Origin of the sequence: Amycolatopsis sp. NPDC006125 (assembly GCF_040614195.1) — a bacterium.
Lineage (GTDB): Bacteria > Actinomycetota > Actinomycetes > Mycobacteriales > Pseudonocardiaceae > Amycolatopsis_E > Amycolatopsis_E tucumanensis.
In genome coordinates this window covers 1-24092 of record NZ_JBEXTZ010000057.1, presented here as the reverse complement: position 1 = coordinate 24092, position 24092 = coordinate 1, and the positions used below count along the sequence as shown (strand labels likewise).

Here is a 24092-nt window from a genome sequence, read left to right as displayed (position 1 = left end):
CGCATACCCGGCCCGGCCGGGTCCAACCGTTTGCCCGGCCGCCGCCCGGGTAGGCCTTGGCACATGTCCGAACTACCGCTGCCCGAGTACGACGAGCTGCCACTGGCCTCGCTGCAGCACCGCATCCGGTCGCTCGACGAGGAGCAGCTCGACCAGCTGATGTCCTACGAGCTGAAGCACGCCAACCGGCTGCCGGTGCTGGAGCTGATGCGCGTGCGCAAGCGCCAGCTCCACGAGGGCGCCGAGCCGTCGCACGGCGAGCACACCAAGATCCCCGAGGTGACCGGCCACGCCGGCGGCTCACCCGCCAAGCAGCAGACGGCGGCCGAGCCGAACACCCCGCTGCGCCACGGCGTCGCCGACCAGACCCCGCACCGGGGACGTTCCTAGATCCGCTGTCCGGGGACGTTGGTGACTGGCTGACACGCTGAGGACGGTCTTGATAGGGGTGAGGCCTCCGGGTTCGGTGTGGCTTGCGGCAACAACGCCGATCACCAGGAGGTCCTCGATGGCGCACCGGAACGCGCCATTGACCCCCACCGTGTGATCGGGCCACCGGCGAGCCGATCCGCCGCTACCAAGGCGACCGCCGGGGCGAGCTGATCCACGTCGATGTCGCAAAGCTCGGCCGCATCCCCGACGACCACTCCCGCCTGGCCTGCACCGAAACCCTGCCCGACGAGAAAGCCATCACCTGCGCCGCGCCCACGCCTGGTTCGCCGAACACGACATCGGCATCGGCGGCCACACCCCCGAACCAACCTGACCAAAAACACACCTAGAGCCGCTCCTGAACGCGGCGCAGCGTCTCGCGCAGGTTGTCCTCCGAGACGGCGTCGATCGCTTCGTCGAGCGGGAGCCACTTCAGCGGCGCGTCCGGCTTCTCCGGCCGCGCCGCTTCCGGCTGCCCGGTCGCCAGCACGTACCGCAGGTCCGCGTGTTCGTGCGCGGGCTCGGCGCCCTTCGCGGGCACCGGGACGACCACCGCGTGCAGCAGGTCCGCGGTCGGCCACGGCCGCAGATCGGTCAGCCCGGTCTCCTCGCGCCCTTCGCGCAGCGCGATCACCAGCGGGTCCGTCTCACCCGGGTCGCCGTGCCCGCCGACCTGCAGCCACGCCTGCTGACGCTGGTGCCACCGCAGCAGCACGCGGCGGCTCTCCGGGTGCACGATCACGGCGGAACCGGTGACGTGCAAGGGAATCTCCCGCGAGAACGGGTCCGCCGCGGTGGCCAGCACCTCCTGGATCCGCGCCACATCGGCGTTCTCGGTCTCGTCCCGTGCGGTGTAGGCCTCCAGCATGCCCGCAGCCTACGACGTTTCCGCCCCACGGATGGGGGAACACCCCGCCGGTGTCCAGACACGACGAACTCCGCCGGACCGCACGCGACACCTTCGGCTGGGCGGAACTGCGCGACGATCAGCTGACGGCGATGGCAGCGCTGCTCGACGGGCACGACGTGCTCGCCGTCATGCCGACCGGGTCCGGCAAGTCCGCGATCTACCAGATCCCCGCGCTGCTGATGGACGGGCCGACGCTCGTCGTGTCGCCATTGACCGCGTTGCAGCGGGACCAGGTGGGGCAGATCGAGGACAGCGACGCCCCGGACGCGGTCGCGGTCAACTCCGCGCAGCCCGCGCGCACCACGAGCAAGGCCTGGGACGCGGTCACCCGCGGCGACGCCGAGTACCTGTTCCTCGCGCCGGAGCAGCTGGCCAAGGACGAGGTCCTGGAGCAGCTCGACGAGATCCGGCCGAGCCTGTTCGTCGTCGACGAGGCGCACTGCGTGTCCGCGTGGGGCCACGACTTCCGGCCGGACTACCTCCGGCTCGGGCACGCCATCGAGCGGCTCGGGCACCCGCGCGTGCTGGCGCTGACCGCGACCGCGGGCGGGCCGGTGCGGGACGACATCGTCGAGCACCTCGGCCTGCGCGACCCGGTGCGCGTGGTGTCCGGGTTCGACCGGCCGAACCTCCACCTCGCGGTGCACCGCGCCACCACCGAGGAGGACAAGCGCGCCGCCCTGCTGAAGTGGGTGCGGGACGCGGAGAAGCCCGGCCTCGTGTACGCCGCGACGCGCAAGGACAGCGAACGCTACGCCGAGGAACTGGGCGCGGTGGCCTACCACGCCGGGATGAAGGCGGCCGACCGCAAACGCGTGCACGAAGACTTCCTCGCCGACCGGGTGGACGTCGTCGTCGCCACGTCGGCGTTCGGCATGGGCATCGACAAGCCGAACGTGCGGTTCGTCGTGCACGCGTCGGTTCCGGAGTCGGTCGACTCGTACTACCAGCAGATCGGCCGCGCGGGCCGGGACGGCGAGCGCGCCGACGCGATGCTGTTCTACCGGCCGGAGGACCTGGGCCTGCAGAAGTTCCTCACCGCGCGGCGCTTCGACGACGAGGGCATCGCCGAGCTCGCCGAGTCCCTGCGCGAGCAGGACGGCCCGGCCAGCCCGCAGGAGATCGACGGCGAGGTGGACCAGTCGCACCGCCGGGCGATGAACAACCTGAACCTGCTGGAGCAGACCGGCCTGGTCGAGGAGACCGGGCAGGGGAAGTTCAGCTACGCCGACACCGACCCGGAGGAGGCGACCGAGCGCGCCGCCGAGGTGTCCGAGCAGCGCAAGAAGCTCGACCGGTCCCGCGTCGAGGTGATGCGCGAGTACGCCGAGACGTCCGCGTGCCGCCGCCAGTTCCTGCTCGGCTACTTCGGCGAGACGCTGGACGAACCGTGCGGGTTCTGCGACACCTGTGACGCGGGCACGGCGGCCGAGCTGACCCCGTCCGACGGGGAGTTCCAGCCGGGCGCGTCGGTGCGCCACGCGGAGTGGGGCACCGGCCAGGTCGTGCGCCGGGAGGCCGAGAAGGTGACCGTGCTGTTCGACAAGGCCGGCTACCGCTCCCTGTCGCTGCCCGCGGTCCGCGAGAAGCACCTGCTGACCGAGGAGTGAGTCCCCGGCTCAGGGCGCGTAGGCGTCCAGGCCGAACAGGTCGAACAGCTTCTGCTGCACCGCGTCCCGGCAGGTCAGCAGCCGCCGGGTGCGCGGGCGGCCCCCGGTCGACGGGTACCGCAGCACCGTCTCCCCGATCCGCGACAGCAGGTCCAGCAGCTCACGCACCGACAAGTCCAGCCCGGCCCGGTCGGCCTCCTGCCGCATCACGTGCGTCACCGCCGTCGCCAGCACGCTCACCAGCGAGTGCACCGCGATCCGGTGCTCGGTCCAGTGCCGCCGCGGCGCGGACGCGGCCACGAACGGGCCGTTGAGCTGCCGGAACGTCGAGTCCAGGTGGTAGCGCGCCCGGTACGCGGTGATCACGTCGGCGACCGGCCAGTCGTGGTCGGTCACGAGCAGCTGCTTGCCGAAGTACTCCTCGTCCAGGCGCGACCGGGCGTTCTCGTCGACCCGCCACTCCAGCCGCAGCTCGGCCGGGCGCGTGCCGGTCAGCCGCGTGGACAGCACGCGGTCGACCCACCGCACCCGGGTGATCCGCGCGATCTCGGTCAGCACCTGCTCGCGGGGCCGTCGGTTGGTGCCCGCCGCCAGCGCCAGGGCGAGACCGTCGAGCTGCCGCGTGGCGCTGCTCAACGCCTGGGCGAACCCCCGCGCCTGCGCGGCGTGCAGCTTCGCCGAGTGCGTGAGCACCACCCGCCGGGTCGTGCCGGACACCACGGCGTGCGTGTCCAGCGCCGTCACCCCGGCGAAGCGGTCCGGGCCGACCGACCGGCGCGCCGACGCCGGGCGCGCCAGCAGCTCGGGGTAGTCGCCCAGCGGCAACGCGCCGACGAAGTGCCTGCCGTCGTCGAGGTCGAGCTGCGCGTGCTGGCCCGTCTCGAACACCAGCGTCACCGGGCCGGCCACCCGCGACGCCAGCCGGTCGGCCGACACCCCGAACGGGACCGCGCCCTCCCGCCGGTACACGCTCGACGCCAGCGGGATCGCGCCGTCCCGCGTGACCACCGTGCTCAACCCGGCCGGGGAGGCCGCCGCGGTTTCCGATTCCGCGTAGGTCGCGAAGTTCGGCACGTCCACCGCGAGCAGGATCGGCTCCGGCAGGTGTTCCCGCACGCGCGCGGACACCGCCTCCTCGATCCGCTCCAGCTGCGCCCGCGTCAGCCGCCGCGTGGCGCGCCAGAACTCGTCGTCCTGCACGGCGGCCGCGGCGATCCGTGGCCGCACGAACCGGCTCGCCGCGCTGTCCGCCCACCACTGCGCCAGATCCGTGCCCGGCGCGGTCGCGCGGTGCAGCACCGACAACGCGAAGTACGTCCCGATCGACACTTTCGCCTTGCGCGAGCCGAGCACGTCGTCGATCGCCGAGCGCACCTGGAGCCGCTCCAGGGTGGACCAGACGGCGGCGACGTCACCGAAAGCCAAGTGCCGCGTACCGTCGGGTGAACCGGCTGCACCGTCCAGAGCTGCTGCGATGTCTTCGGCGGTGCCGAGATAACGCTGCGACGTGATCCGCGGCGCGCCGTTCACCCGCCCGGTGTGCGCGAGGTAGTAGTAGGTCTTGCCGCCGACCCGCTTGCCGATCACCGAAGCCACACTTTAGGTAATACGCCCGCACCGGCCGCGGCGCAACGACCACGGCCGTGGTGAGCAGCGGAAACAGGGTTCCCGCCACCCGGTGTGGCCGATCTTGCGCGGTCTGGTCCTGGCACCGCGGGCCGGGCCGGTCCTAGCGTTTCCGGTATGGCATCCGCTCCCACCGCCTCCGCGATGCGCCGCGCGCTGGCCCGTGCCCGCGACGGCAAGACCCTCGACATCACCGAGGCGACCGTGCTGTTGCACGCGCGCGACGAAGACCTCGAAACGCTGTCCGAGCACGCCTCCCGCATCCGCGACGCCGGACTGGCCGAAGCCGGCCGCGAAGGCGTCATCACCTACAGCCGCAAGGTGTTCATCCCACTCACCCGGCTGTGCCGCGACCGCTGCGGGTACTGCACTTTCGCGACGGTTCCGGGCAAACTGGACGCCCCGTTCCTGTCGCCGGACGAGGTGCTGGAGATCGCGCGGCAGGGCGCGGCGATGGGCTGCAAGGAAGCCCTGTTCACCCTCGGCGACCGCCCCGAGGACCGCTGGAAGCAGGCCCGCGAGTGGCTGGACGCGCACGGCTACGACGACACGCTGTCCTACGTGCGCGCGATGGCGATCCTGGTGCTGGAGCAGACCGGTCTGCTGCCGCACCTCAACCCCGGCGTCCTGACCTGGCAGGACCTGCAGCGCCTCAAGCCGGTCGCGCCGTCGATGGGCATGATGCTGGAGACCACCGCGACCCGGCTGTGGAGCGAGCGCGGCGGCCCGCACTACGGCTCGCCGGACAAGGACCCGGCAGTGCGGCTGCGGGTGCTGGAGGACGCCGGCCGGACGTCCGTGCCGTTCACCACCGGCATCCTGATCGGTATCGGCGAGAACTACGAAGAGCGCGCGGACGCCCTGTTCGCGATCCGCAAGGTGGCGCGCCAGTACGGCGGTATCCAGGAAGTCATCGTGCAGAACTTCCGAGCCAAGCCGGACACCAAGATGCGCGCCACGCCGGACGCCGACCTGCAGGAGCTGGCCGCGACGATCGCCGTCGCGCGGCTCGTGTTCGGCCCGAAGATGCGCATCCAGGCGCCGCCGAACCTGATCGGCAGCCAGTACGACCTCATGGTGCGCGCCGGGATCGACGACTGGGGCGGGGTTTCGCCGCTCACGCCCGACCACGTCAACCCCGAGCGCGCCTGGCCGCAGATCGACGAGCTGGCCCGGCAGACCGAGAAGGCCGGTTACACGCTGCGCGAGCGGCTGACGATCTACCCCGAGTACCTGCTCGCCGGTGAGCCGTGGCTGGATCCGCGCGTCGCCGGGCACGTCGCCGCGCTGGCCGACCCGGAGACCGGCCTGGCGCGGGAGGACGCGGTCCTGGAGGGCCGCCCGTGGCAGGAGCCGGACGGCGGCTGGCAGGACCAGGCCGGCACCGGGCGCACCGACCTGCACGTCGAGGTCGACACCACCGGCCGCACCGAGGACCGGCGCAGCGACTTCGACTCCGTGTACGGCGACTGGAAGGAACTCGCTTCGCAGGTTCCGACCGCGCCGCGCCGGATGGACACCGACATCGCGGAAGCGTTGCGCCGCGCGGAACGCGACCCGGCCGGTCTGTCCGATGCGGACGCTCTCGCGTTGTTGCACGCGGACGGCGCGGAGCTGGAAGCGCTGGCGTCGCTGGCGGACGGGTTGCGTCGCGACGTCAACGGCGACGACGTCACGTTCGTGGTCACGCGGAACATCAACTTCACCAACGTCTGCTACACCGGCTGCCGGTTCTGCGCGTTCGCGCAGCGTCGCACGGACGCCGACGCCTACACGCTGTCGCTGTCGCAGGTCGGCGACCGCGTCGATCAGGCGTGGGAGGCCGGGGCGACGGAGATCTGCATGCAGGGCGGCATCCACCCGGACATGCCCGGCACGGCGTACTTCGACCTGGCGGCCGAGGTGAAGCGGCGGCAGCCGGACATCCACCTGCACTCCTACAGCCCGATGGAGGTCGTGAACGGCGCGTCCCGGACGAACATGTCCATCCGGGACTGGCTGACGCGCGCGCACGAGTCCGGTGTGGACTCCCTGCCGGGCACGGCGGCGGAGATCCTGGACGACGACGTGCGGTGGGTGCTCACCAAGGGCAAGCTGCCGACGTCGAGCTGGATCGAGGTGGTGTCCACGGCGCACGAGCTTGGCATCCCGACGACCTCGACGATGATGTACGGGCACGTCGACACGCCCGCCCACTGGGTCGGGCACATCAAGCTGATCGCCGACCTGCAGCGGCGGGCGCTGGAGAAGACCGGGCGGCGCGGGTTCACCGAGTTCGTGCTGCTGCCGTTCATCCACCAGAACGCGCCGATTTATCTGGCGGGGCTGTCCCGCCCTGGCCCGACGAAGCGCGAGAACCGGGCGGTGCACGCGCTGGCGCGGATCCTGCTGCACGGCCTGATCGACAACATCCAGTGCTCGTGGGTGAAGCTGGGCGAGGACACCTGCCGGGACGTGTTGAACGGCGGCGTGAACGACCTCGGCGGCACGCTGATGGAGGAGACGATCAGCCGCATGGCGGGCGCGGACAACGGCTCGTACAAGACGATCAGCGAGCTGGAGAAGATGGTCGCACCGATCGGACGCCCACTGGTCCAGCGCACGACCACGTACGGCCGCCCGTCGCCGGACCGCGTGGCGGCGGCACTGGCCTCCGACGGAGTCGCCCAGGCCGTCCGACGGCCGCTGTCACTGCCGATCGTCAGCTGAGAGGCGGCGCCCGGGGCGGCGAACACGGCCGTGTTCGCCGCTCCGGGTTCGCCCCTCCACCCGCTGCGTCGAGTCCACCCTCCCGCCACCGCGTACGCCCCTCCGCGCGGCGTGTTCGCCAGTTGGCGCGGGTTCGCCCTCGACCGCGCATTCGCCCACCGGACGGCGCGTTCGCCACTCAGCGCGCCCAGTTCGCCGTCTGTGTCCCGCGTCCGGCTGATTCGCCTCTCCGGGCGCCTTGTCGCCTTCACGGGCACCGATCAGCCGGCCGCCGAGTCCACCCCTCCAGCCACCGAGTCGGCCCTCCGCGCGTGGCGAGTTCCCACTCGTGTCAGAGGTTCCACACTCGCGGTGGTTCACCCTTTCCGGGCGGCGAGCCAAGCGCGGCGTCAGCCGACGTTGTCGGTGGTCACCTCGTCCAGGAAGCGCGCCACGTTGGCGAGCATCCGCTCCACCCGCTCCTCGAGCGGCGCGCGGTCCACCGGGTTGTGCACCGCCGGGCGGCGCTTGCCCCGCAGGTACAGCCCGCAGGCCAGGTCGGCGCACACGTACGTCCCGACGGTGTTGCCCTGCTTCCCCGCCGCGCCGACCCGCCGCGCGGCGAACAACGAGACGTCCGTCGCCGCGTGGATCGTGCCGCAGAAGGCGCACAGCGAGGACTTCAGGGAGCTCCGGTGCTTCGCCGCGGCCCGCAGCGCGACTCCGACCACCTCGTCCCCGTAGGGCGCCACGAGGTAGGCGTTCTGCGCCGCACGCGGGTCCCGCCAGCCGAGGAAGTCCACTTCGGACCAGTCGAGACCGGACAGTCCCGGCGGCAGCGCCAGCCGTTGCGCCTCCCCCTTCGAGCAGTTCACGAACGACTTGCGGATGCGGTTCTCGTCAAGGGGTTGCACGGCCGGAATGATCCGTCGCAACGCCGCGAGCGGGCAAGTCATTTAGGATCGACTGTGATGAGCACGAAAATCGCGTGGCCGGTGCCCGCCCCGGGACTTCCCGAGAACGTCCACCCCGCACTCGCCGCGATGGCCCGCGCCGCCAGCGCCGCCTACGGGGACGCCCGCCGCAGGCACACCCGCGCGGAGCTGGCCGAGAAGGTCGCCGACGGCGCGGACGGCACCCCGACCATGCGCGTGGACGAGATCGTCGAGGCCGCGATCGCCGAGGAGGCGGACCGGCACCGCGTCAACCTGCTCAGCGAAGAGGTCGGTTTCGTCGACAACGGCTCCGCGGTGACGCTCGTCGTCGACCCGGTCGACGGCTCCAACAACGCCGCCAACGGGGTGCCGCTGAGCTGCTTCGGCGGCACGGTCGCGGTCGACGGCCAGGCGACCGAGGCGCTCACCGTGTGGCTGGACACCGGCCGCGCCTGGCACGCCCGCGCCGGCGAGCCGGTCCCGTTCCGCACCACCGGCCGCACCACGCTCACCGGCGCGACGGTCAACCTGCTCCGCCCGCACAAGCGCAACGCCGAAGCCTGGATGCGCGTCGCGGACAAGGCCCAGCGCGTGCGGATCCTGTCCACCACGGTGCTGGAGTGCGCGCTGGTCGCCGAAGGCTCGGTCGACGCGTTCTGCGACCCGGGTTCGGACACCCACCGGCTGGTCGACCTCGCAACGGCGATGGTCACGGTGCCCGCGGCCGGCGGCGCGGTGATCGACGTGCGCGGCCGCCCGCTGGAGATCGACCCGGACCTGACGCGCCGCTGGTCCGGAATCGCCGCCGCGAGCCGCGCCCTGGCCGACGACCTCGCCGCGACCGTCCTCGGCTGAGCCGGATCCGCAAACCCGCGGCCACCGCCGGTGAACAACCCAGGCCTCACCCGCCGCCGGTCCGGAGCGCCGCCGCAACCCGCGCCCAGCCCTTGTGAACAAGCCGGTGTTCACCCACTGCCGCTCCGGCATCGCCGCCACAACCCTGTCCCCACCCACTGCCGCGCCAACACCGCCGCCACAACCCGCGCCCACCCCACACCGCCACCACAACCCTGCCCTCACCCACCGCCGCTCCAGCATCGCCGCCGCAACCCGCTGGCCCCACACCGCCACCGCAACCCAGTCCTCACCCACCGCCGCGCCAACACCGCCGCCACAACCCGCGCCCACCCACCGCTCACCCCGCACCCCCACCACAACCCCGTCCCCACCCACCGCCGCGCCAACACCGCCGCCACAACCCGCGCCCACCCACCGCTCACCCCGCACCCCCACCACAACCCCGCCCTCACCCACCGCCGCGCCAACACCGCCGCCACAACCCGCGCCCACCCACCGCTGACCCCCCACCCCCAGCCCAACCGGCCGCCGCGACCATCCCCAGCCGCCCCGGATCCCCCGGGTCCAATGGCCCTACCGGCCACCACCGGCCGGGGTGATCGTGGTGGCCGTGACGTTCCCCGCGCGCGAAAGACCGGTCGCTCCGATGCTCGATCCGTTCGGACTGGAAGTGCTGGGGCGGGAGCAATGCCTGGAGCTGCTCGCCACCGCCGGGATCGGGCGCGTCGTGTTCACCACGCGCGGTCTGCCCGCCGTCCAGCCGGTCCGGTTCGTGCTGGCGGACGACGCGGTCAACTTCGGCGCGCCGGCCGCCAGTCCGCTGTTCGTCGCCGCGCACGACGGGGTGGTCGCGTTCGAGGCGGACGCCTTCGCCCCGGACCTCGGGTCCGGCTGGTGGGTGACGGTGCTCGGCCGGGCCCGGGCCACCCGCGAACGCGCCAGGGCGTGGCCGGCGAGCACCGCCGATGACCGTTGGATCCGCATCCCGCTGGAAGTAGTCTCGGGTCGGCGGCTCGTGGGGTAGGGCTGCCGGAAGGGCAGTGGTGATCGGACCGGGCGTTCGCGGACTTGTCGAGGCCGTCGTCGGGGTCGCGGCTGACCTCAGCCTGCCCGAGATCCTGTCCAAGATCGTCACCAGCGCGTGCGGCCTCACCGGCGCCGCGCACGCCGTGATCCAGGTGCCGGACGCCGCGCCCGTGCGCACCGGCGACCCGGCCGCGCCCGGCTCGTCGCTGACGATGCCGCTGCACGCGCGTGGCGGGCGGTTCGGCGAGCTGCGGCTCACCGGCAAGGAGGGCAGGTTCACCGGCGCCGACCGGGAAGCCGTCGTCACGCTCGTCGCTGCGGCCGGCATGGCCATCGACAACGCCACCCTGTACGAGCGGACGCGCAGCCGCGAGCGCTGGCTGGAGGCCTCGCACGAGGTCACCGCGGCCCTGCTGACCGGCGAGGACCCGCAGCGCACGCTGCGCCTGATCGCCGAGCACGCCCGGGCGGTCGCGGGCGCCACGGCCGCCGCGGTCGCCGTCCCGCGCGAGGACGACCCCGGCACGCTGGTGTTCGAGGTCGTCGCCGCGGGCGAGGACGCCCCGCCCGGCCTGGCCGGGTTGACGGTGCCGGTCGACGGCACGGCGAGCGGTGCGGCGTTCCGCTCCGGTGAAGCGGTGGTCGTGCGCAACTACGGCCGCTACGCCGCCAAGGAGCAGGCCAAGGTCAACATCCGGATGCCGGATCAGATCACCGGGCTGGACTCGGCGGTCGCCGTGCCGTTGGTCGTCGGCGGGGAGACCCTGGGCGTGCTGCTGGTCGCGAAGTTCGGCGGCACCGCGCCGTTCACCGACGACGAGGTCGGGCTGGCCCGCACGTTCGCCGGGCACGCGGCGCTGGCGATGGAGTTCGCCCGCGCCGAGGAGGACCGGCAGCGGCTCGCCGTGTTCACCGAACGCGACCGCATCGCCCGCGACCTGCACGACCTGGTCATCCAGCGGCTGTTCGCGACCGGGCTGGGGCTGGAGGCGCTGCGGCCGCTCGTCACGCAGCCCGAGGTCGCGGACCGGCTGACAGGTTTCGTGCAGGAGCTGGACCGCACGATCCGCGAGATCCGCAACAGCATCTTCTCGCTGACCCAGCCCGACGAGGCCGCCGAAGGTGTGCGCGCGGAGCTGCTGCGGCTGGCGCAGGACTGCACCCCCGCGCTGGGGTTCACGCCCCGGCTGGGGTTCACCGGCCCGGTCGATTCGGCGGTGCCTGCCCCGGTGCGCGCCGATCTCACGGCGACGGTGCGGGAAGCGTTGTCGAACGTCGCCCGCCACGCGAAGGCGGACGCGGTGTCGGTGGAGGTGGCGGTGGACGTGGCCGGCCGGTCGCTGACGCTGACCGTCACCGACGACGGTGTCGGAATTCCGGACGAGCCCGGGCGGCGCAGCGGGCTGGTCAACCTGGGCGAGCGGGCGGCGCGGTGGCGTGGCAGCTGTTCGGTCGGCCGGAGCGGCGAGCGCGGGACGAAGCTCGTGTGGACGGCCGAGCTCAACGGCGCGGGGAGGGTGCGATGACGGTCTCGGTGTTCGTGCTCGACGACCACGAGCTGGTGCGGACGGGTTTGCGGACCGTGCTGGAGTCCGAAGGCGACATCCGGGTGGTCGGCGAGGCGAGCACCGTCGCCGAGGCCCTGCACCGGATTCCGCAGCTCGCACCGGACGTGGCGATCCTCGACGTGCGCCTGCCGGACGGCGAGGGCATCGGGGTGTGCCGGGAGATCCGGTCGTCGGTGGATCCGGCGCCGGCGTGCCTGATGCTGACGTCGTACTCGGACGACGAGGCCCTGTTCGGGGCGATCATGGCTGGTGCCGCTGGGTATCTGCTGAAGCAGGTGTCCGGGATGAACCTGGTGGACGCGGTGCGGCGGGTGGCGGCGGGCGCGTCCTTGCTGGACCCGGAGCTGACCGCCAAGGTGCTGAACCGGATGCGCGGCGAGGGTCAGGCGGATCCGGGGTACGCGCAGCTCAGCCCGCAGGAGCGGCGGGTGCTGGAGCTGATCGCGGACGGGCTGACCAACCGGCAGATCGGGGAGCACCTGCACCTGGCCGAGAAGACGGTCAAGAACTACGTGTCGTCGGTGCTGCACAAACTCGGCTTCGAGCGGCGTACCGAAGCCGCCGTGTACGCCACCCGGCGGCGTGACATTTCCCGTCGGCAAACAGGGCCATTGGACCCTGTTCGCGGCGCTCGTGATCGGCGAAGGTGAAGAGGTCAAAACAGAAGATTCTCGGCCGCGCCGGTCGCCGCGAGCTGAGATAACCGGCCGGAGCAGCGGCCTCCCACCCCTCCCGCTGCTCCGGTCAACTATTGTCTGTTGTGGACGGTGGGGGTAGGTTGCACCCGATGGGGCTAACTGGGGCGGAGATCTCGGAAGCGGTGCACGACGCCGGCTGGCGGTACGTGCTGACGGGTTTGTCGACCGCGGTTTCGGTGCCGTCGGCGCGGGACGCGGGGGTTGTGGCGCAGCGGGTGCTGTCGGTGGCGGACGAGGTCGCGGTGGACATCCGGCCGGGTCGCGTGCGGCTGGTGCTCGCCCCGGTGACCGCGAGGGAGATCGACCTGGCCCGGCGCATCTCCGAGCTGGTGCGGGAGCTGGGACACGAGCCGTCGCCGGGGGACGCGCAGGTGCTGGAAATCGCGATCGACACGCTCGACGCTTCGCGGATCGCGCCGTTCTGGCGGGCGGTGATGGACTACGTCGACGGCCCGCGGCCGCCCGAGGTGGTCGACCCGCGGGGTCAGGGGCCGTCGATCTGGTTCCAGCAAATGGACGCCCCGCGCCCCCAGCGCAACCGGATCCACATCGACGTGTCGGTGCCGCACGACGAGGCGCAGCGCCGGATCGAAGGCGCGCTGGCCGCCGGGGGCGTCCTCCGATCCGCCGAGGCCGCCCCGGCATTCTGGGTACTGGCCGACGCCGAGGGAAACGAAGCGTGTGTGACGACCTGGCAGGGGCGGGACTAACGCTTCGGCGCCGCGCTGGCTTGTCCGCACTACCTCGCCGCGGCCAGCCTCGCCGGACTGCCTTGCTGCGGTGCCGACCCACCTGCGCGCCACGCTGCCTCACCGTGCTGCCGCGCGGCACTGCCACGCTGGCTTGCCGCACTGTCTCAGCTGCGATGCCGAGCCGCCTGCACGCCCAACCCGCACTCCGCACGCGCTTGAAAGGACCGTTCAACCGCCACGGCCCACCCAATCGCCCGTCGCACCGCGTTGAAATGCCCGTTCAACCCCGCACGACTGGGCACCTCACCGACCACCACGAATCACCCCCGCCCAGAAAACCACCAACCACCGGCCGCGCAGAACCCCACCACCCAGACAACCCCAAACCCCTACCGCAACCCACTCAACTCCTCCGCCGCCCGCAGCACATCCACGTACCGCACGTACAACCCGGCCAACCCGAACCGCAGCACTTCGGGCGGCCGGAAGTCCCCGATGACCCCGCGCGCGATCAGCTTCCCCATCGCCCCCTTGGCGTCCGGCCACGCGACCGACACCTGGTTCCCCCGCGCGTGCGACCGCGGCGTCACCACGCGCGCGCCAGGCACCAGCGTGTCCAGGCACCGCAGGAAGAAGTCCCCCAGGGCGAGCCCCTTCGCGCGGACCTGGTCGATCGTCACGTCGCGCCACACGTCCAGCGCGGCGTCCAGCGCCAGCATCGACAGGATGTCCGGCGTCCCGGTGCGGCCGCGGCTGATTCCCGCCCGCCCGGCATAGTCCGGAGTCATGCCGAACGGATCCGCATGCCCGGCCCACCCGGTCAGCGGCTGGTCGAAGTCGTCGAGCCACTTCCGCGCCACATAAAGGAACGCCGGCGCCCCGGGCCCGCCGTTGAGGAACTTGTACGTGCACCCCACCGCCAGGTCGACACCGGCGGCATCCAGCGGCACCGGCACCGCCCCCACCGAATGGCACAGGTCCCACACCACGACCGCGCCGGCCGCGTGCACCGCCGCCGTGATGCCCGGCAGGTCGTGCAGCTCCCCCGTCACGTAGTCGACGTGGTTGACCAGCACCACGGCCGTCCGCGGACCGACCTCCGACGCCAGCGTCCCGACCGGCACCCGCCGCACGGAGTGACCGGTCATGCGCGCCGCGCTTTCGGCGATGTAGCCGTCCGTGGGGAAAGTGCCCGCGTCGACCAGGATCTCCGGCCGTCCCGGGTTCAGCCGCGCCGCCGCGACCACCGCCTTGAACAGGTTCACCGTCGTCGAGTCGCCGACCACCACCTGGCCCGGCCCCGCCCCGATCAGCGGCGCGACGCGGTCGCCGATCCGCTCCGGCGCGTCCCACCAGCCTTCGTCCCAGGACCGGATCAGCCGCCCGGCCCACTGCTCGCCGACCACCTCCGCGAGCCGCGGCGCGACCCCGCGCGGCGGGGCGCCCAGTGAATTTCCGTCCAGATAGGACACGTCCGGGTCGAGATCGAACTCCGCCCGCTTGCCCGCCAGCGGGTCCAGCGCGTCGAGTTCGGCCGCTTCGTCTCGCAGCGACATCGTGTCCCTTTCTCTCTATCGCCCTGTGTTGGCGGTCACATAGGGTGGTGTCTCCGCCAGCTGATCACGAGGAGGTCGCAGTTGACCAGCCAACCGTCCGTCGCTGAGCAGGCCGAGGGCTTGACCATTCCCATGCTCCTCCGTCGCAACGCCGCGGAGTACGGCGACCTGCCGGCGCTCACGTCGCTGGACGACCCGGACCGCCCGACGCTGACCTGGTCGGCGTTCCGCGACGAGATCGCCGCGGTCTCCCGCGGCCTGGCCGACCTCGGCCTGCGCCGCGGTGAGCGGATGCTGATCATGGCGCCGAGCACCCCGGACCACCTGATCGCCGACCTCGCCGCCACGCACCTTGGCGCCATCTCGTGCACCGCGTACGCGACGCTGAGCCCGGAGCAGATTTCCTACGTCGCCCGCCACAGCGGCACCCCGATCGTGGTGCTCCAGGGCACCGACGAGCTCAAGCGCTGGCAGCAGGTCCTGCACGAGCTGCCCGCGCTACGCCGCATCGTGATGATCGACGCGGACGCCGTCCCCGCAGGCGACGAGCGGTTCGTCAGCCTCGCCGAGCTGCGCGCCCGCGGCGCCGAACTGCACCAGGCCGACCCGCAGGCGTTCGAGGACAGCTGGGCGGACCTGCGCCCGGAGGACCCGATCGCGATGATCTACACGTCGGGCACCACCGGCGACCCGAAGGGCGTGGTGCTGTCCCACCACAACGTGATCTTCGAGGCCTACGCCGTGCACGCGCTGCACGAGTCGCCGATGCACCTGTCGAACATCGCGTACTTGCCGCTCGCGCACATCGCCGAGCGGGAGATCTCGATCTACATGCCGATCGTCTACGCCGGCCACGTGCACACGCTCGCCGATCCGACGCAGGTCGCCGGCGCGCTCGGCCGGGTCCACCCGCAGGGCTTCTTCGGGGTGCCGCGAGTGTGGGAGAAGATCGCCGCTGGGCTCAAGGCGATGCTGCCCAGCCTGCCCGAGGACCGCCGCGAAGCGCTGCTCTCCGCCAGCGACCTGCTGCAGCAGGGCTACAAGCTGCGCAACGCCGGCCAGGACGTGCCCGCCGACCTCGCCGAGAAGATCGCCGAAGCCGACCGCACGGTGCTGGCCCCGGTGCGCGCGCTGCTCGGGTTCGACAAGCTGCACTTCTGCTCCAGCGGCGCGGCCGCGCTGCCGGTCGAGGTGCTGTACTTCCTCGCCGGGCTGGGTGTGGAAATCCACGAGGTGTGGGGCCTGTCGGAGACCTCCGGCGCGATCACGTCGAACTCGGCGAAGGCGTTCCGCGCCGGCAGCGTGGGTCGCGCGCTGGCCGACACCGAGATCAAGGTCGACGCCGACGGCGAGCTGCTGGTGCGCGGGCCGCTGGTGTTCATGGGCTACCTGCAGGAGGACGGCTCGATTGCCTCCGCGCTGGACGAGGAGGGCTGGTTCCACACCGGTGACATCGGGACGATCGACGCCGACGGTTTCGTCACGATCACCGACCGCAAGAAGGAGCTGATCATCACCTCGGGCGGCAAGAACATCGCGCCGACCCGCATCGAGGGGCTGCTCAAGGAGCACCCGCTGATCGGCCAGGCGGTCGCGATCGGCAACGACAAGCCGTACGTGACCGCGCTGATCGTGGTCGACGACGAGTTCCTGCCGGCGTGGGCCGCGCAGCAGGGCATCGAGGGCAGCGACCCGGTGGTGCTGGCCGAGCACCCGGCCGTGCGGGAGGAGATCCAGCGCGCGGTCGAGGCGGCGAACGCGCGGCTGGCCCGCGTCGAGCAGATCAAGAAGTACCAGGTGCTGGCCAAGCCGTGGACGCCGGAGAGCGGCGAGGTCACCCCGACGCTCAAGCTCAAGCGCCGGATCATCAACGACCGCTACGCGAACGACATCGCCGCCCTCTACACGGCGGACCAGTAGCCCCTAGGCCGAACGGAGAGGCGTGGTCCACTTGCGCAAGCGCGGTGGAACACGCTTCTCCAGGCCGTAGGGCTCCAGGTGGGCGCTGAACACCTCGTCGAAAGCCTGCCGCACCGTCTCGGTGTCCCACGTCTGCCGTTCGAGGATGGGCGCCTTCAGGTAGGGCTGCCCGACGATGTGCAGCTGCGGCCCGTTGCACCGCACGAGCTGCCCCGTGATGCCCTCCGCCTCGTCGCTCAGCAGGAACAGCACGACCGGCGCGATGCGGGACGGCGTCCGATCGGGGGGACAGTTGCGCAGCGAGCGCTCCGACTTCCAGACCATCCGGGTGTGGGCCAACGGGCAGACGGCGTTGACCCGGATGCCGGATTCCTCCAGATCGAGCGCCCAGGAGTAGGTGAGCGACGCCACCGCTCCTTTACTCGCCGCGTACACGCCGAGCTTGCGCTGGCCGAGCGAGGCGCCGGAGGAGATGTTGACGATCGAGCCGCCGCGGCCTGCCGCGACCATGGCTTTCACGGCCGCGATCCCGGTGTACATCACGCCGAGGACGTTGACCTCGACCAGCTCCCGGACCTCGTCGAGGTCCTCCTCCCAGGGCAGCGCCTCGTAGTTGAGGCCGGCGTTGTTCACCAGTCCGTCGATCGCGCCGAACTCGGACACGCACAGGTCGACGATCGCCTGTGCCTGCGCCGGGTCGGCCACGCTGTGCCCGCTGGCCACCGCCCGCCCGCCATGCGCGCGGATGTTCGCCGCGGTGCGTTCGGCCAGCTCGGCGTCGACGTCGTTGACCACGACCGCCGCGCCCGCCTGCGCGAGGTGCACCGCGAAGGCCTCGCCGAGGCCACGGCCGGCGCCGGTCACCACGACGGCCCGGTCCTGCATCAGCATGCTCATCGGTTCTCTCCCCACCGGCCAGTCCCCGAGCTCCAGCCCGTCCTCGGCTGTCTCCCTGGCCTGTGGTTCCAGTCTTCGCGCCGGAACTGCCCAACGGTGACCGCGCGCCGACGAACGGTCCGTCCACTGCGCTGAACGAGTGACGTCTGATCGGCCGGGCTTACCGCACCACGGGTCACGCGGCAGGGAAACTTCCACCGTTCGTCGTAACCCGAAGGTTAGAAGGTCTACGACCGTATGGGCCCAATGAGGAGATACGGTCGCGCTGTGGCTGTTCGCCTGCGTGTAGTGAGCGGCATACTGATTGTTGCGGAATGTGTCACTTCGGTGATCGGCGTCACAGGAACCGGGCGGGCAGCGACAGAGTCAGTGAGCGCAGGCAGCCAGCCGACGAGGGGGAAGTGGGGAGAGGTGTGAAGACCACGACTCGCCCATCCATGGGTGCGGCGCTCGCCAACCGCGAGTTCCGCATCGTGTGGCTGGCCGAGGCCCAGTCGGTGCTCGGGGACCAGCTGACCACGGTCGCGCTGGCCCTCACCGTCTACCACCGCACCGGCTCGGCGCTGTGGTCCGCGGTCGCCTACGCCCTCACCTTCCTGCCCGCGCTGGCAGGCGGCCTCGGGCTGGCCCAGCTGGCCGACCGCTACCCGCGCCGCACGATCCTCGTGGTCACCGCGGCGCTGCAGGCGTTCTTCATCGCGATCATGGCCGTGCCGGGCATGCCGGTGGTGTGGTTGTGCGTGCTGGTCATGCTCGCGCGGCTGGCCGGCGCGCCGTCCAACGCCGCGCAGAACGCCCTGACCCGCGAGATCTTCACCGACGACGAGCTGTACCTGCGCAGCCAGGACATCCGCGGCATCACCACGAACACCACGATGCTGGCCGGGCTCGCGCTGGGCGGCGTGATCGTCACCGCCGCGGGCCCGTCACTGGCGCTGGCCCTGGACGCGCTGACGTTCGCGATCAGCGCGGTGGCCCTGCACCACTGGGTGCGCCCGCGCCCGGCAGCGGGCGACGGCGACGGCTCCTGGTTCGGCGCCATCAGCTGGGTCGCCTCCCAGCGCAGGCTGCGCGTGCTGCTCGGCCTGTCCTGGCTGGTCGGGCTCGCCATGGTGCCGGCAGGCCTGGCCGCCCCGCTGGCGCGCGAGATCGGCGCCCCCGACCAGGCCGTCGGGTGGCTGCTGGCCGCGGACCCGCTGGGGTTCGCGCTGGGCGTGTTCGTCCTGTCCCGCTACGTCTCGGCCTCGGCCCGCCGCCGCACGGTCGGCGTGCTCGCGGTCGTGCCGACGGCACTGCTGCTCGCGTTCGGGCTGCGCCCGGACCTGGTACTCGCCCTGGTCGTCCTCGCACTGGCCGGCGCGACGGGCGCGTACATCATCACCGTCGGGGCCACGTTCATCACGTGGGTGCCCAACGAGCTCCGCGGTGGCGCGGGCGGGCTGTACCGGACCGGCCTGCGGGTCGCGCAGGGCGTCGGGGTCGCGCTCGGCGGCGTGCTCGCGCAGTGGTCCGGCGCGGCGACCACCGCGATCATGATCGCGGGCGCGGCCGGGGTGGTCCTCGGTGTACCCCTCGCGGTGGCGTGGGGCCGGGTGCTCGGCACGGACAGCGATGCGACCCGCACCGGCTGACGGCAGCGGCGGCTGCATTCGGAAGATCAGAAGTCACGGTCGCGCACGACGATTCACCTCACGTTATTCGGGCGGAAACAAACACAAATCGAGGGCACCTCAGAAGTCGCGGTCGCGCACGACGAACACCTCTCCCACGGGAACGAAAACGAGCGCTATTCAGACCAGGGGATCAGAAGTCGCGGTCAGACACGAGGAACACCTCCATTCGGTGCCTGTGGCCGGGACGCGTCACGTTCGCGCGGCCGCTCGTGGCGGCGGTACGCGACGCTTCGCGTGCGGTGAGATGATACCTGTTGATGGAAAGTACCCGGCGTCGTTCCGGGCACAGCAAAGTTACCCGGCGGCGGTACGCGATGTCGAGGGAAGGTGAGCCGATGCCTCCGCACCACGCGCGTCGGCGATCGCCTACACTCCACGGCGATCCGGACCTCAGGGAGGGCGTTCAGTCCATCGAGGAGCGAAATTCGGTACCCCGCCAAGCCGCGCCCGAGAGGGCGGAGGCGAACACAAAGCGTGATGCGTCGAGCACGCGCCGCGCCATGTTGCCGCGGAATTGGGCATTGTGGCGGCGGCCGAAGCGTTTCATCGTTTTCCTGCTCGTCACCGAACTGATTGCGGTCGCGTGGCTGGTCGTCGCATTCGTGAACGCGAGCCCGCCGAGCGGTCTCGATTGGCTGCGCTTCGCGATTCTCACCGTGGGCGCGACGGCGCACATTCAACTGACCCGGCGGCAGGAAGAACGTCGGCGAAATGCGGGCGGCCGGGTCCTGATCGACCTGACCGCGGTCTGGGTGGTGCCTGCCGCGATTATTCTCCCGGTGCCGTTGACGATCTTGGTCGTCGGCCTGGTCCGGGTGCAGCGCTGGTTCGTCGCGCGGCGGCCTGCGCACAACTTCGTGTACTCCACGGTGGCCCACATGCTGGCGGCGACGCTCGCCCACCAGGTCTACGTCGAGCTGGGTCCGCACGACTGGGGTTCGCTGGACGTCACGGGCTCGCTCACCGAGTTCGGCTGGATGCTGGTGGCCGGGCTCATCTACGAGGGCGTGCAGATCCTCTACGTCGGATCCGTGATCGCGCTGGCCGCGCCGGAGAAGGCGAACGCGCGGACGGTGCTGGGCAGCCCGGCGGACAACGTGCTGGAGGCGATCACGATCGGCCTCGGCGCGGTGACGGCGATCCTGCTGGTGATCATGCCGCCGACGGTCGCGATCATGGCCGTGGTGACGGTGGTCTTCAACCGGCTCGCCGAGATCGAGCAGCTGCAGGCCGACGTGCGGACCGACCCGAAGACGCAGGTCGCGAACATGCGCGGCTGGACCGAGTCGGCCGAGCGGGCCCTGAACAGGGCGACGAAGGCGGCCGATCCGCTGGCCATCCTGATGATCGACCTGGACCACTTCAAGTGGATCAACGACACGTACGGCCACCCCGCGGGCGACGACGTGCTGCGGAACCTGGCGCAGCTGCTGGACGAGGTGACCCGCCCGAGCGACGTCGTGGGCCGCTTCGGTGGTGAGGAGTTCCTGGTGCTGCTGCCGGACACGGACCAGGCGGCGGCGACGGTCGCCGGGGAGCGCATCCGCTCGGCGGTGGCCGGACTGCAGATCAGGACGACCAACAAGCGCGGTGACCAGACGCTGGTGTCGGAGCGGACGGCCTCGATCGGGGTCGCGGTGTTCCCCGACCACGGCGACACCCTGCCGACGCTGATGCAGGCCGCGGACGCGGCCGTCTACGAGGCGAAGGAGGGCGGCCGCAACCAGGTCCGGATAGCCCGTGCCGCCCGCGATTCCGCGCTGACGCAACCCCCGCGCGAAGCCAAGCACATCACGCACTGAGCGATTGACGGGCGGCCCGGCGAAAGCCCTTCTCGCGCCCGCCGACTTGCACGCGCCCCCGCACCAAGCGATTTCCGCCACGCCGGGGTGCAATTCACCCCGGCCACGCACGGCCACCTCAGACCACGCGCGCCGCCACGTCGATTCCCGCCACCGGAGCCCATTGCGGTCTGGCACCCACGAGAAACCAGCACCGGCGCGGGGGACCGCCGTCATGGCAATTCCGAAGCCCTTCCCACACGGCACCCTCGAGACACGACCCCAACCACTCGGGCCCATCGCTACGGCGATTCCCACCACTGCGTGCCCGGCGCCCGGGCTCCCGTCCCCGACCCGCGCGACGGCATCGCCGAGACTCGACCACCGGCCACGCGACCAGCACAGCGATCCCCACCACGTCGCCCCGCCCCCGACGAGCGGCCCACTCCCCCACCCACGACCGGCCCACCCACAACCCCACGAAAGACCCACTCGCACACCGAGAACGCCCCCATCCCCAGAGCACCCGCCCCCACCAGGGCGTTCGCCCTACCCCGGCCCCCCGACTCCTAAACCTCCCACCCCTCACCCACTAGAGTGGCGCACTCCGGAATCCACGATCAGGGAATTCCCTGGTGGCCGCAGAGGCCGCTCCCCTGCCACTCTGGGAGGCGATGATCACCCCAGCGACCTTCACCGACCACCCGCCACCCGGGCAGGCCACCACACCGGTGCCCCGGGTGCGCCGCCGCCTGGCCACCTCCGCCTGGCTGCTGGTGCTGTCGCTGGCCGTCGTCACCTTCGGGTTCGTCGCGTCGCGGCCGGCCTCCCCGCCGGACGCCGGGCCGCCCACCGGCGGCGCGCTGGCCGCCCAGCAGGCCATCGAGGCGCTCGTCCACCCCGGCCCGCAGGCGACCGCGCTCGCCCTCCTGCCCGCCGACTTCACCCAGGTCACCGGTGTCGTGCCGGGCCAGATGCAGGCGCGGGACGGCACGGTCCGCGCCGTGCACGTCGACGGCGGCTGCTCCACCCCGTGGGGCGACGACAACACGAAGTGGGACTACGCGGTCCCGTGCAAGGCACACGACCTGGGCTACGACCTCCTCCGCTACGCCGCCGCGGTCGGCCACCCCCTCGGCCAGGACGTCCGCGAGGCGCTGGACCAGCGCCTGTCCGACGACATGCACGCGGCCTGCGTCATCAACCCGGTCGACTCGCCACGCACGTGCCGCGTCGTCGCGAGCCTCTACTCCGCCGGGCTCGTCGTGAACTCCTGGCACCAGCGCTGGGGCCCGCCGGTCGGCGACCCGATCGGCCCGCTGCTGGCAGGCGTCGCCGTGATCGGGTGCCTGTTGATCTTCCGGCTCCGCGGCTGGCTGCAGCACCGGCACGCCCGCGTCGCCACGCCCCCGCCGCCGGCCGCCACGAGGCCGCCTGCGCCGCTGTCCCCGTGGGTGACCCTCGGCGTGGGCAGCCTGGTGCTGCTGATCCTCGGGGAATCGGCCATCGCGCTGGCGCGGTGGGCCGGCGTGGGCGCGGACTGGCTGTGGCCGCTCACGTGGGTGGCTCAACTCGCCCCGGTGTTCTTCTTCGCCGGCGGCCGCGCCAACGCGGCGGGCTGGCGCGCCACCAGGGACAGCGGCGGCGGGTACCGCCAGTACCTCGCCCACCGCGCGAGCTGGCTGCTGCGCCCGGCCCTGATCTTCGTCGTGGTGGCGCTGCTCGTCCCGCTGGCGCTCGAACTGCTCGGCATCCCCGAGGGCACGAACGCCGCGATCATGCGCATCGCCCTGCACCCGCTGTGGCTGCTGGGCATCTACCTGCTCACGGTGGTGGCGACCCCGCTGATGCTCGCCCTGCACCGGCGCGCCGCGGCGGCCTCGGTCGCCGGCCTCCTCGCCTTCGTCGTGCTGGCCGAGATGGCGGCACGGGCCATCGGCTCGCCCATCCCGCGCTACCTGGCGGCCTTCGGCCTCGCGCTGCTCGCCCAGCAGGTCGCGTTCGGGCGGATCCGCACGTCCAACCGGCTGCTCCTGGTCGGTGTCACGGCCGCGGGGGTCACCGGTCTCGCCCTGCTCACCACGGTCGGCGGGCTCAGCCGCGACCTGCTCGGCGCGCCGGGCGCGCCGCCCGCGTTGTCCGGGCCCACCCTGCCGGTCCTGCTGCTCGGCGCCGCCCAGATCGGCCTGCTGGGCCTGGCCGCGAAACCGCTCGCCCGGCTGACCACCCGGTGCGCCGCCCTCGCCCGCCTGGCGATGCGCGCGCCGATGAGCCTGTACTTGGGCTTCCTCGCCGCGATGCTGCTCGTCGTCGCGCTGGTCTACCTGCCGGACCACCCGGCAGCGATCTTCGGCTGGGTCCGCGACCCGCGCACGTGGTTCGCGCTGGCGCTGCTCGCGGTCCCCGCGCTGATGGTCTTCTGGTGGTTCGAGCGCCACCCGCGGGAGACGGCTGTCCCGGTCGCGGACCACCCGGCCTCCGACGGCTGGCTCGCCCACGCGGCGACCATGCTCGGGATCGGGTTCGCCGTGGTCGGGCTGTTCGGGTTCGCGCTGACCCGGTTCGGCGGTGACGACGGCTCGATCATGGGACTGCCGGTCGACCCGATCCAGAACCTTATCCAGCTGCTGATCGGGGTATTCCTCCTGCACACGGTGCGGACAGGGCTCAGCGGCGCGCGCAGCACGTGGGTCGTCACGGGGGTCGCGTGCGTTCCGGCGCTGCTGTCGGCGGCCGATCCCGTGACGATGGCGGTGCACGGCGTGACGGCCCTGATCGCGCTGGCGGCGGTGGCCAGCACGCTCGTATCCACCAAGGCGGTGGCGCAAAACACGTAACCGAGTGTTGTGAACCACTTCCGGTTGGCCGTATGCGACGCTACGGCCGAGTAGGTGAACGATAGCGGCGACGAAAGGAGCACCTGGCGTGGACGACCCGCGGAACGATCGTGGGACCGGCCGGCCCGCACGGCCGCGACCGCGCCAGATCGACGCCCGCTACGAAGGCCCGGTCCGGCGCACGCCGGCGGACCGAGCCGGTCGTTCCTCCGCCGACCGCATCCCGCCCGAACGGGTGGGCCGCACCCCGGCCGACCGCGCCGGGCGCACCTCCGCGGGCCGCCCGGCCGTCGACCGCGCAGGTAAACCGGCGGGCAACCGCACCTCGGCAGGCCGCCCACCTGCCGGCCGCGCCGCACGGGGGCCGGCGCCCCGCGACCAGATC

The 24092-nt window shown here is 72.0% G+C and carries 18 protein-coding genes and 2 pseudogenes; 14 read left to right on the top strand and 6 right to left on the bottom strand.

Translation table 11 applies throughout. The annotated features are described in order from the left end of the window. The first annotated feature begins 63 nt into the window (after positions 1-63). Both ABZ193_RS26400 and ABZ193_RS26395 read left to right on the top strand, forming a co-directional pair. Positions 64-390 (top strand): hypothetical protein, encoded by a 327-nt coding sequence (locus ABZ193_RS26400; RefSeq protein WP_020423074.1) that lies wholly within the window; start codon positions 64-66, stop codon positions 388-390. A 155-nt stretch (positions 391-545) separates the two neighbouring features. Continuing rightward, positions 546-739: pseudogene (locus tag ABZ193_RS26395) on the top strand (IS481 family transposase); the annotation flags it as partial. A gap of 39 nt (positions 740-778) precedes the next feature. Here the strand turns inward: ABZ193_RS26395 and ABZ193_RS26390 are convergent. Beyond that, on the bottom strand, positions 779-1300 hold the full coding sequence (locus tag ABZ193_RS26390; protein ID WP_354711848.1) for an NUDIX domain-containing protein: 522 nt from the start codon (positions 1298-1300) through the stop codon (positions 779-781). 50 nt (positions 1301-1350) lie between these two features. Here ABZ193_RS26390 and ABZ193_RS26385 point away from each other — a divergent pair, with 50 nt between their 5' ends. Next, complete coding sequence (locus tag ABZ193_RS26385; protein WP_020423076.1) at positions 1351-2952, top strand: RecQ family ATP-dependent DNA helicase; 1602 nt, start codon at positions 1351-1353, stop codon at positions 2950-2952. A gap of 9 nt (positions 2953-2961) precedes the next feature. Here the strand turns inward: ABZ193_RS26385 and ABZ193_RS26380 are convergent, their stop codons facing one another. Next, on the bottom strand, positions 2962-4548 hold the full coding sequence (locus ABZ193_RS26380; RefSeq protein ID WP_354711846.1) for a transposase: 1587 nt from the start codon (positions 4546-4548) through the stop codon (positions 2962-2964). A 147-nt stretch (positions 4549-4695) separates the two neighbouring features. Between ABZ193_RS26380 and ABZ193_RS26375 the strand changes: the two genes are divergently transcribed. Then, positions 4696-7287 (top strand): bifunctional FO biosynthesis protein CofGH, encoded by a 2592-nt coding sequence (locus ABZ193_RS26375; RefSeq protein WP_354711845.1) that lies wholly within the window; start codon positions 4696-4698, stop codon positions 7285-7287. Positions 7288-7676: 389 nt separating this feature from the next. Here ABZ193_RS26375 and ABZ193_RS26370 read toward each other — a convergent pair whose 3' ends face one another. Then, entirely contained in the window at positions 7677-8222 is a 546-nt protein-coding gene (locus tag ABZ193_RS26370) for an FBP domain-containing protein (RefSeq protein WP_237338820.1), read from the bottom strand. Positions 8223-8237: 15 nt separating this feature from the next. Between ABZ193_RS26370 and ABZ193_RS26365 the strand changes: the two genes are divergently transcribed. The 5 genes from ABZ193_RS26365 to ABZ193_RS26345 all read left to right on the top strand — a co-directional run bounded on the left by ABZ193_RS26365 (position 8238) and on the right by ABZ193_RS26345 (position 13061). Then, entirely contained in the window at positions 8238-9056 is an 819-nt protein-coding gene (locus ABZ193_RS26365) for an inositol monophosphatase family protein (RefSeq protein ID WP_237338819.1), read from the top strand. Between the two features lie 613 nt (positions 9057-9669). Then, complete coding sequence (locus ABZ193_RS26360) at positions 9670-10083, top strand: pyridoxamine 5'-phosphate oxidase family protein (protein WP_235716254.1); 414 nt, start codon at positions 9670-9672, stop codon at positions 10081-10083. A gap of 19 nt (positions 10084-10102) precedes the next feature. After that, on the top strand, positions 10103-11611 hold the full coding sequence (locus tag ABZ193_RS26355) for a GAF domain-containing protein (RefSeq protein WP_354711880.1): 1509 nt from the start codon (positions 10103-10105) through the stop codon (positions 11609-11611). Beyond that, positions 11608-12303 (top strand): response regulator transcription factor, encoded by a 696-nt coding sequence (locus ABZ193_RS26350; protein WP_237338818.1) that lies wholly within the window; start codon positions 11608-11610, stop codon positions 12301-12303. The genes ABZ193_RS26355 and ABZ193_RS26350 overlap by 4 nt, the downstream gene beginning before the upstream one ends. 137 nt (positions 12304-12440) lie before the next feature. Further along, the gene (locus ABZ193_RS26345) at positions 12441-13061 is read left to right on the top strand and encodes a VOC family protein (RefSeq protein ID WP_237338817.1); all 621 of its coding nucleotides are present in this window, start codon (positions 12441-12443) and stop codon (positions 13059-13061) included. Positions 13062-13432: 371 nt separating this feature from the next. On the opposite strand, the gene kynU is transcribed toward ABZ193_RS26345, so the two are convergent. After that, complete coding sequence (gene kynU / locus ABZ193_RS26340; RefSeq protein WP_354711843.1) at positions 13433-14599, bottom strand: kynureninase; 1167 nt, start codon at positions 14597-14599, stop codon at positions 13433-13435. A 132-nt stretch (positions 14600-14731) separates the two neighbouring features. Here kynU and ABZ193_RS26335 point away from each other — a divergent pair, with 132 nt between their 5' ends. After that, positions 14732-16519 (top strand): AMP-dependent synthetase/ligase, encoded by a 1788-nt coding sequence (locus ABZ193_RS26335; RefSeq protein WP_354711879.1) that lies wholly within the window; start codon positions 14732-14734, stop codon positions 16517-16519. A 3-nt stretch (positions 16520-16522) separates the two neighbouring features. Here the strand turns inward: ABZ193_RS26335 and ABZ193_RS26330 are convergent, their stop codons facing one another. After that, on the bottom strand, positions 16523-17416 hold the full coding sequence (locus ABZ193_RS26330; protein WP_020421519.1) for an SDR family oxidoreductase: 894 nt from the start codon (positions 17414-17416) through the stop codon (positions 16523-16525). A gap of 437 nt (positions 17417-17853) precedes the next feature. Here ABZ193_RS26330 and ABZ193_RS26325 point away from each other — a divergent pair, with 437 nt between their 5' ends. Beyond that, positions 17854-19047: an MFS transporter gene (locus tag ABZ193_RS26325; RefSeq protein ID WP_354711878.1), complete on the top strand. Its 1194-nt coding sequence runs from the start codon at positions 17854-17856 to the stop codon at positions 19045-19047. Between the two features lie 445 nt (positions 19048-19492). Here the strand turns inward: ABZ193_RS26325 and ABZ193_RS26320 are convergent, their stop codons facing one another. Then, a complete protein-coding gene (locus ABZ193_RS26320; protein ID WP_354711842.1) occupies positions 19493-19765 on the bottom strand; it encodes a hypothetical protein in 273 nt (90 codons plus the stop codon). Between the two features lie 103 nt (positions 19766-19868). Here ABZ193_RS26320 and ABZ193_RS26315 point away from each other — a divergent pair, with 103 nt between their 5' ends. The 3 genes and pseudogenes from ABZ193_RS26315 to ABZ193_RS26305 all read left to right on the top strand — a co-directional run. Next, the gene (locus ABZ193_RS26315; RefSeq protein WP_354711841.1) at positions 19869-20891 is read left to right on the top strand and encodes a GGDEF domain-containing protein; all 1023 of its coding nucleotides are present in this window, start codon (positions 19869-19871) and stop codon (positions 20889-20891) included. 653 nt (positions 20892-21544) lie between these two features. After that, positions 21545-23707, top strand: coding sequence for a phospholipase (locus ABZ193_RS26310; protein WP_354711840.1), 2163 nt, complete (start codon positions 21545-21547; stop codon positions 23705-23707). Between the two features lie 88 nt (positions 23708-23795). After that, positions 23796-24092 (top strand): annotated as a pseudogene (locus ABZ193_RS26305) (LytR family transcriptional regulator); the annotation flags it as partial.